Origin of the sequence: Bradyrhizobium sp. S69 (assembly GCF_009766005.1) — a bacterium.
In the GTDB taxonomy this organism is placed as follows: domain Bacteria; phylum Pseudomonadota; class Alphaproteobacteria; order Rhizobiales; family Xanthobacteraceae; genus Bradyrhizobium.
Map to the genome: position 1 here is coordinate 131,745 of NZ_LMUK01000041.1, position 8,789 is coordinate 140,533.

8 protein-coding genes are annotated in these 8,789 nt (G+C 57.7%); 7 read left to right on the forward strand and 1 reads right to left on the reverse strand.

Features of this window, described 5'->3' with window-relative positions:
- The first annotated feature begins 210 nt into the window (after positions 1-210).
- Entirely contained in the window at positions 211-2,334 is a 2,124-nt protein-coding gene (gene katE, locus GSQ88_RS17995) for a catalase (RefSeq protein ID WP_159009084.1), read from the forward strand.
- Positions 2,335-2,349: 15 nt separating this feature from the next.
- A complete protein-coding gene (locus GSQ88_RS18000) occupies positions 2,350-2,505 on the forward strand; it encodes a DUF2934 domain-containing protein (protein WP_246784857.1) in 156 nt (51 codons plus the stop codon).
- A 93-nt stretch (positions 2,506-2,598) separates the two neighbouring features.
- Here GSQ88_RS18000 and GSQ88_RS18005 read toward each other — a convergent pair whose 3' ends face one another.
- Positions 2,599-2,838: a DUF2171 domain-containing protein gene (locus GSQ88_RS18005; RefSeq protein WP_159009086.1), complete on the reverse strand. Its 240-nt coding sequence runs from the start codon at positions 2,836-2,838 to the stop codon at positions 2,599-2,601.
- A 290-nt stretch (positions 2,839-3,128) separates the two neighbouring features.
- Here GSQ88_RS18005 and GSQ88_RS18010 point away from each other — a divergent pair, with 290 nt between their 5' ends.
- The 5 genes from GSQ88_RS18010 to GSQ88_RS18030 all read left to right on the forward strand — a co-directional run.
- Positions 3,129-3,974, forward strand: a complete 846-nt coding sequence (locus GSQ88_RS18010) for a hypothetical protein (protein WP_159009087.1) — start codon at positions 3,129-3,131, stop codon at positions 3,972-3,974.
- A gap of 245 nt (positions 3,975-4,219) precedes the next feature.
- Complete coding sequence (locus tag GSQ88_RS18015) at positions 4,220-4,723, forward strand: YciE/YciF ferroxidase family protein (RefSeq protein WP_159009088.1); 504 nt, start codon at positions 4,220-4,222, stop codon at positions 4,721-4,723.
- Between the two features lie 144 nt (positions 4,724-4,867).
- Positions 4,868-5,875, forward strand: coding sequence for a DUF2252 family protein (locus GSQ88_RS18020; protein ID WP_349628226.1), 1,008 nt, complete (start codon positions 4,868-4,870; stop codon positions 5,873-5,875).
- A 282-nt stretch (positions 5,876-6,157) separates the two neighbouring features.
- Complete coding sequence (locus GSQ88_RS18025) at positions 6,158-7,015, forward strand: YihY/virulence factor BrkB family protein (RefSeq protein WP_159009089.1); 858 nt, start codon at positions 6,158-6,160, stop codon at positions 7,013-7,015.
- Positions 7,016-7,262: 247 nt separating this feature from the next.
- The coding region (locus GSQ88_RS18030) for an alpha-amylase family protein (protein WP_246784858.1) at positions 7,263-8,789 on the forward strand (1,527 nt) is incomplete at its 3' end.

The following is an 8,789-nucleotide window of genomic DNA, read 5'->3' on the forward strand; positions in this document are numbered from 1 at the left end:
GGATTTTTATCTGCCGCCATCTGAGAATAGACGTGCCATGCCGAAAGCACCCTCCGGTGAAATGATTGTAGGAGAGCTCGACCACGTACTTGGCTTCACTTGTTGCCATTTCAAGATCAGCTGCAGCGATGGTCGGAATGAGCTTATCCACGGAACGTAGTGCGGATCGGCGGATTATGCATTTCTCAGCTAATCCACAGGGACCGCACAATGGCCAAAACTACCAAATCAAACCGAGCATCCAGCGGAGCGGCAACGGTACACGATCAGAAGCTCGAGCGCGGCGAAGGTGGCGAACTTCATCAAACCGCATCTGGCCAGACGGCTGTCCTAACTACAGCCCAAGGTGGACCTGTCGCGGACGATCAGAACTCTCTGAAAATCGGTCCTCGCGGGCCGACGCTGATCGAGGATTTTCACTTCAGGGAAAAGATCTTCCACTTCGACCATGAGCGCATTCCCGAGCGGGTCGTGCACGCGCACGGCTACGCTGCGCATGGCTTCTTCGAAAATTATAAATCGCTGTCGAAGTACACGAGAGCCGACTTGTTTCAGCGCGCCGGCGACAAGACGCCTGCCTTCGTCCGCTTTTCCACCGTCGCCGGCAGCAAGGGTTCGGTCGACCTCGCCCGGGATGTCCGGGGCTTCGCCGTGAAGCTCTACACCCAGGAAGGCAACTGGGACATCGTCGGCAACAACATGCCGGTTTTCTTCATTCAGGATGCGATCAAGTTTCCGGACCTGATCCACGCGGTGAAGGAAGAGCCCGACTGCGCCTTTCCTCAGGCCCAGTCGGCGCATGATAATTTCTGGGACTTCATCAGCCTTACCCCCGAAAGCATGCACATGATCATGTGGGTCATGTCTGACCGCGCAATCCCGCGATCGTTTCGCTTTATGGAGGGTTTCGGCGTCCATACCTTTCGGCTCGTCAATGCGAAAAACGAGTCCACCTTCGTTAAATTCCACTGGAAACCCAAACTGGGCCTGCAGTCGGTCGTCTGGAACGAAGCCGTCAAGATCAATGGCGCTGACCCCGACTTCCACCGTCGGGACCTCTGGACGGCGATCAAAACGGGCAACTTTCCGGAATGGGAACTTCGACTGCAATTGTTTGATCAAAAGTTCGCCGACTCATTCGACTTCGACGTTCTTGATCCCACGAAACTCATTCCTGAGGAGATTTTGCCTCCGGTCCCCGTTGGGCGACTGGTGCTCGATCGCATGCCCGATAATTTCTTCGCGGAGACCGAACAAGTCGCCTTCATGACCCAGAACGTTCCGCCCGGAATCGACTTCTCCAACGACCCTCTGCTCCAAGGGCGCAATTTTTCCTACCTCGACACCCAGCTGAAACGCCTGGGAAGCCCCAACTTCACCCATTTGCCCATCAACGCTCCCAAATGCCCGTTCGCACACTTTCAGCAGGACGGACACATGGCCATGCGTAATCCGGTCGGGCGCGCCAATTACGAGCCCAATTCCTTTGGTGAAGGCCCGAGAGAGTCGCCGCAGCGCGGTTTCACACCATTCGCTGATATCGAACAAGGCGCCAAACGCCGTCTGCGTGCCGAAAGCTTTGCCGACCATTATAGCCAGGCACGTCAGTTCTTCATCAGTCAGACCTTGGGCGAGCAGACGCACATCGCCGCCGCTCTGACCTTCGAACTCAGCAAGGTCAAAACGCCCGTTATCCGGGAGCGCATGGTCTCCCATCTCTTGAATATCGACAAGACGCTGGCCAACAACGTCGCCGGCAAGCTCGGGTTGCAGAAGATGCCGAAGCCGGCCGATGCTGCCGTGCCAACACGCCAGGATCTCGATCCCTCGCCGGCCCTCAGCATCGTCCAGAACGGGCCCGAGCGCTTTGAGGGGAGAAAGCTCGGTATTCTCGTTTCCGACGGATCGGACACAAGTCTGCTCAAGGCACTCAAAGCTGCCCTCGACAAAGCCGGGGCAACCTTTGAAATCATCGCGCCAAAGGTCACCGGCGTCGAGGCCAGCGACGGCAGCTGGATCGAAGCTGACCAAATGATCGATGGCGGACCGTCGGTTCTGTACGACGCGGTTGTCCTTTTGCCGGCGGCGGAAGCCATGGAAGACCTGTTACAGGAATCCGCGGCGCGGGATTTCGTTGCCGACGCTTTCGCCCATTGCAAGTTCATCGGCTACGTCGAACCGGCCCTGCCGCTATTCGAGAAGGCGGGCGTCGCCACCGACGATTTCGATGAGGGCTGCATCGCCATCGCGAGCGCGAAGGACGTGAGATCGTTCGTTGCAGGACTCGCGAAATTGAGAGTCTGGGGACGCGAACCTAACGTGAAAATGCCGTAGAAAATGGAGCATGTCATGAGCGGTCCGGAAGATAAAATTCGACAGCGTGCCTACGAGCTTTGGGAGAAAAGCGGGAAGACCGACGGTTCAGAAATGGACTTCTGGCTGCAGGCGGAGCGCGAAATGGCGCGAGAGACTTCTCCTGAGCCCCCGCAGGACCGGCTGGAGTGATCGGCGAGGGCCGCCTTCTTGCTCTTTAAATAAACAAACTGCGCCTCCACAGGCAAATGAACCCTATTTGCCTGTGGAGGCACTCTATCGAGGCTACTGCTGCCCGTGCTGCCAGTGTGCGGTTACATCCGCATCGGATTTGTTGAGATGGACATGCTGATCGACATGATCCACCCAAGAAACCGGAATGAAATGATGATGTTGCCCGTCGGGTGAACTCTTTTTCGTCAGCTTGATCTTGTCAGCCCCGTCAAGGTGATCGACCTTTCCGACTGTTTTTCGATCTGACGAAATAACGTCCATATGTTCCTTGATTTGTGATGTATCCGGCATTCGTTTCTCCCGTGGGTGAAGTCCCAAATTTCAACGCTATCACCACCTGAAAAGTTGCGAGCCGATCAAGGATGACGTCTGGCGTGGTCTGGCTGCGCGCTGGGTTTTCTGAACGAAGCCTCGGTGGGCTGGCACTCGTTCAATAGGACTCGACCGACATATTCGCCGGCAGCGCTCCCAACATCTAATTGTCGGCGGCATTTATTCCTTCGGAACCATTGTTACTCCTGCTCATTATTGCGGCACCACCAGAAACAATATTCTGCCGCAAAGCGGCCGGGGAGAGCGCGATGATAGATGCCGTTGTAATTCAACCAGAGTCGGCGACCGTTGAACCGTCCATTGCGGGCGTGTCGTGGGCTTCGGTTACTGCCGGGGCAGTCGTCTCCTGCGCCCTCACCTTCGTTCTGCTTGCCTTCGGAATCGGACTTGGACTTTCGGTCGTTTCACCTTGGGCGGGTAGCGGCGTCTCCGCGACGACCTTCAAGATCGGTACCGGGCTCTATCTGATCGTCATCGCCATGTTGTCGTCGTCGATCGGCGGCTACCTTGCAGGCCGACTGCGGACAGGCTGGGTCGGCGTTCATAGCGACGAAGTGTATTTCCGCGACACAGCCCACGGCTTTGTCGCCTGGGCCCTGGCCGCGGTCCTCGGTGCGGTTTTGCTAGCCTCACCCGCTGGCAGCCTGATCAGCGGGGGAGCGTCCGGCGCAACGCAGGGAGCCGCCGCCGCCAGCCGCGGCGGTCCGATGGACGGCTATGTCGACACGCTGCTGCGCTCTGATACCCCAGCTTCCCAGACGGCAGGGAATTCCAACGAGTCTCGTGGCGAGATGCTGCGTCTGTTCACCTCGCGTTTTCGGAACGGTGGCGAGCTGAAGCCGGCCGATCGCGAGTACCTCTCCAAGGTTGTTGCCGCACGGACCGGTCTCAGCCAGGCCGATGCCGACAAGCGGGTCAACGAAGTCGTCACGCAAGCCAAGGCCGATCTCGATGCGGCCCGAAAGGCGACGGCGCAGCTTGCCTTCTGGCTGACGGCCTCTCTGCTGATCGGTGCCTTCTGCGCCAGCCTTGCCGCTACCGAGGGCGGCGGTCTCCGCGACGGCACCTGGGGATCCAGAGCGCGCCGCCAATAATCGCAATTAAAGATAAAACAGGAAAGGAAATCATATGCCCATTCTTCTCTGGCTCGTCGGAATTCCCATTCCACTCATCATTCTGATTCTCTTGCTGCGCTGAGTCTGAAGCTCCAAATCCCGCGCCTTCGTGGGGGATTTTTCGATCACTGAGCGAACGCCGTTTTTCGCCACCACAGCATCATGGATGGGCGCCTGATGCCGCCTGTCTCTGCCCGATCCCACAACTATTCAAGGAAAACCCAATGGCCAAAAAGCCGAAGCTGCTAAGCGACCTTTTCCACGACACGCTCAAGGACGTCTATTTTGCCGAAAACAAGATCCTCAAGACCTTGCCCAAGATGGCAAAGGCAGCGCAGTCGAAAGACCTGAAGGCTGCCTTCGTCAAACACGAGAAGGAAACGCGAGGACAGGTCAAGCGTCTGCAGGGCGTGTTCAAAATCCTGGGCAAGCCCGCACGCGCCAAAACCTGCGACGCCATCATGGGAATCACGAAAGAAGGCGCCGAGATCATGACCGAATACAAGGGAATGCCCGCGCTCGACGCCGGTCTTCTCGCGGCAGCACAGGCTGTCGAACACTATGAGATGTCGCGATACGGCACCTTGCGCACGTGGGCGGCAGAACTTGGTATGCCCGACGCAGTCGCATTGCTCGACGCCACATTGAAGGAAGAGAAGGCGACCGACGCCGCACTCACGACGCTCGCGAAAACGGTCGTCAACGTCGAGGCCGAGCATGGCCTCTAGTTAACGCGTGCGAGCCTGATCACCACATATCAGGCTCGCAATTCGTTCAGGGGGCTATGCAGTTCTTGTTATATAGATGTCATGGTGCTGTAACAAACGACCCCCTCATGAGTTGTCGGGGGCCATTTCAGCAGCGCACAGGCAATGACCTCAAAAAAATCCCTCCGTCCGGCCGACCGTATCTCCGCTTTGCGAACTCAGCAGACGCTCAAGATGGCGCGTTCGGCCCATGCTTACGTGCGGGGAAGCACCGTACACTTCGACGAATGGCTCGAAGCCCAGAAGCGTGGCACCTTGCCCGAAGGGCCGCCGATCTGGATATGTGGCGATTGCCACGCCGGCAATCTGGGCCCGGTCGCTGCGGCGGACGGACGGGTCGCTATTCAAATCCGCGATCTTGATCAGACCGTCATCGGAAATCCTGCCCACGATCTCATCCGACTGGCTCTGTCCTTGGCAACCGCGTCGCGCGGATCCGACCTGCCTGGCGTGACGACAGCCCATATCATGGAGCAGGTGATCGAAGGATACCGCGCCGCGTTGCGTCAGGATGCGGACGCGATCGATGATGCGCCGAAGTCCATTCAACTCGTCATGAAGAAATCAACAGCGCGATCCTGGAAGCAATTGGCGAATGAACGACTCGAGTCGAGATGCTCGATGCGGCTTATTGGGATGAAGGGTTGCAGTTCGCTCGGGCTTTTGCGGTTTGCCGTGCTCTTGGGTGTCGGCACCGGCAAGACGCGTGACCAGGCGCTGATGGACGTGAAGGAAGCGGTCACGGCGGCGGCGCCTCGCTATCCCGGAACAGCCATGCCGAAAGACCACGTCGAACGCGTGGTAGAGGGTGCGGTTCATCTGTCGCCACATCTCGGCAAGCGAATGGTCGCCGGCAAGCTTGATCAGCGTTCGGTGTTCATTCGAGAGTTGTTGCCTCAGGACCTGAAGATTGAGATCGAGCAACTCACGGTCCCGGATGCGATGAAAGCGGCCAGCTTTCTCGCAGGCGTGGTGGGCAAGGCCCATGCACGCCAGATGGACGCAACTACCCGAAAGCGCTGGTCCACGGAACTTGAACGCAACCGATCGAAGACACTGGAAGCTCCATCATGGCTGTGGGACGAGCGTCGTGTCGCTGATCGGGAGCCATGAGATGGCTTATCTTGAACATTGCAGACGATTTGCGACGCAGAAACCCGTTTGACTTTGGAAAAATTTACCGCTTCGAGCTCTCGCAAGAATCGCAATTCCCTCCATTTGCGACGGGACGTCAAGGATCGCCAAACGCCTTCAGGGGAACTCGCTTAGGAACCAAATTCTACGCCCCCGCTTTATCCCTTTGGACAAGCATAACGACCAAGCCGGTGCCCTTTTTGCTGGCATCGGGTTTGTCGCATTGAGAACCGTCCGTATGATCGGCGAAGGCGGGATGCGATGCTGTGGGCGGTTGTGAAAGAGGCGGCTAAAAACTGGTCTGAACACAAAGACTCCCGTCAAGGAGCCGCACTTGCCTATTACTCCGTATTCTCGCTTGGACCCATCATCGTCATAGCCATCGCCATCGCCGGATTCTTCTTCGGCCGCGAAGCTGTAAACGGACAGGTGGCGTCATCTATTAAGGACATGCTTGGCGACACAGGCGCCCAGGCCGTCCAGGCGATGCTTGCGGATGCCGGTCGGCCCCGAGTGGGCCTCATCGCGACGTCGCTTGGGCTAGGAGCGTTGCTCTTCGCGGCCGTAGGGGTCGTGGTTCAGCTCAAGGACGCATTGAATACGGTCTGGGGGGTGGGCGAGATGCCGGGCAATGGCATATGGCATTTTCTACGCAGTTACACCGTCTCGCTCGCTGCGGTTCTCGCCCTTGGTTTTCTTCTCCTCGTCTCTCTAATCGTTACCGCGGCTCTGGCAGCCTTCGGGAAATACGCGGCTCCTTATGTCCAAGAATGGATTTTGCACCTCGCAACCATCATAGCTTCTGTTGGCATCATCTCGCTGCTTTTCGCCATGATGTTCAAGTCGCTCCCTGACACTCCGGTTGACTGGTATGATGTTTGGCTTGGAGCTTTTATTACCGCGTTACTTTTCGAACTTGGTAAGTCCGCCATCGGCTTTTATATCGGCGAACAAGGGTTGGAATCCACTTACGGAGCGGCGGCATCGATCATTGTCGTCTTGATCTGGGTTTACTATTCGTCGCAAATAATACTGATGGGCGCCGAGATCACTTACGCTTTCGCCAAATATCAAGGCTCGATCAAGAGCCGCGAGCAAGCCGCCGGTCCGGTCCAATAAACGAGAACGCCATTTCGCGTTCACCCTTCGGGCAAACTTTCGGATGGGCCGGCCCGGTCGCCGTCGAGTCAAAAAACAACCCTTCCGGGGCTCCGGCGGCATGCCTGTTTAGTGTCTGTAGGCGACGGTCGCCAACTCCCATAGCTCCAAGCAAGCGATGCGCGGGAACCCGTGCTCACCCCGCCACTTATGCTCTTGCCACGTAACCAGCGAAAAACCTCAAGGTCGACCGAGGGGCGATTTCTCAATGATCGATGATCTCTGGTACAAAAATGGCGTGTTCTATTGTTTGGCGGTAGGAACTTATATGGACGCCAGTGGCGATGGCGTAGGCGATTTCAAGGGTTTGCTGCGCCGGCTCGATTATATACAGGGACTTGGCATCACAACAATCTGGTTGATGCCGTTCCAACCATCTCCCGGCAAGGATGACGGCTACGATATCTCGGACTATTACGGCGTCGATCCGCGCTACGGCACGCTCGGCGACTTCGTTGAATTCACCCATGGCTGCCGACAACGCGGCATCCGCGTCATCATCGATCTCGTCGTCAACCATACCTCCGATGCGCATCCCTGGTTTCGCAACGCGCGAAGCTCAAAGGATTCTCACTATCGTGACTGGTACGTCTGGGCCGACAAGAAACCCGCCAACGCCGACAAGGGTGTGGTGTTTCCCGGCGTGCAAAAGTCGACATGGACCCACGATGGGGAAGCCAGGGCCTGGTACTTCCATCGCTTCTACGATTTTCAGCCCGATCTCAACACGTCGAACGTGCAGGTGCAGGCGGAGATACTCAAGATCATGGGCTTCTGGATTCAACTCGGTGTATCTGGTTTTCGCATGGACGCGGTCCCGTTCGTGATCGCAACCAAGGGTGCCAACGTCAAAACGCCCGTCGAGCAGTACGATATGTTGCGGTCGTTTCGCGAATTTCTGCAATGGCGGAAAGGCGACGCCATCATCCTGGCGGAGGCTAACGTACGGCCGCAGACCGATATGAGGTATTTCGGCGACGACGGCGAGCGCATGCAGATGATGTTCAACTTCCACGTCAACCAGCATCTGTTCTATGCGCTGGCAGCGGCCGACTCCCGGCCACTCGCCAAGGCGCTCAACGCCACCAGGCCGCGTCCGGCCACAGCGCAATGGGGATTATTCCTGCGCAACCACGACGAACTCGATCTCGGTCGGCTAACCAAAGTGCAGCGCGAAAGGGTGTTCAGGAGCTTCGGTCCCGATAAGAACATGCAGCTTTACGACCGCGGTATTCGCCGTCGCCTGGCACCGATGCTTGGTGGCAACCGGCGGCGACTCAAACTCGCCTACAGTCTGATGTGTACGCTTCCCGGCACGCCGGTGATCCGCTACGGCGACGAAATCGGCATGGGCGACCGGCTGGATTTGCCCGAGCGAAATTGCGCCCGCACCCCGATGCAATGGTCAACCGAACCGCATGCCGGTTTCACGGCTAGCGACCGGCCGTGCTCACCGGTGATCGACGAGGGTCCCTACGGCTTCAAGCACGTCAATGTGGCGAAGCAGCGCCGCGATCCCGACTCGCTACTGAACTGGACCGAACGCATTATCCGGATGCGCAAGGAGATACCGGAGATCGGCTGGGGCGACTACAAGGTGATCGCCGCGCGGGATCCGGCCGTTTTGATCATTCGCTACGATTGGCGCAACAATTCCGTATTATTCGTGCACAATCTCGACGAAACGCCGCGCGAAATCTCGTTTGCGTCGGGCGTTTCCGGCGAAGCCGGCAAG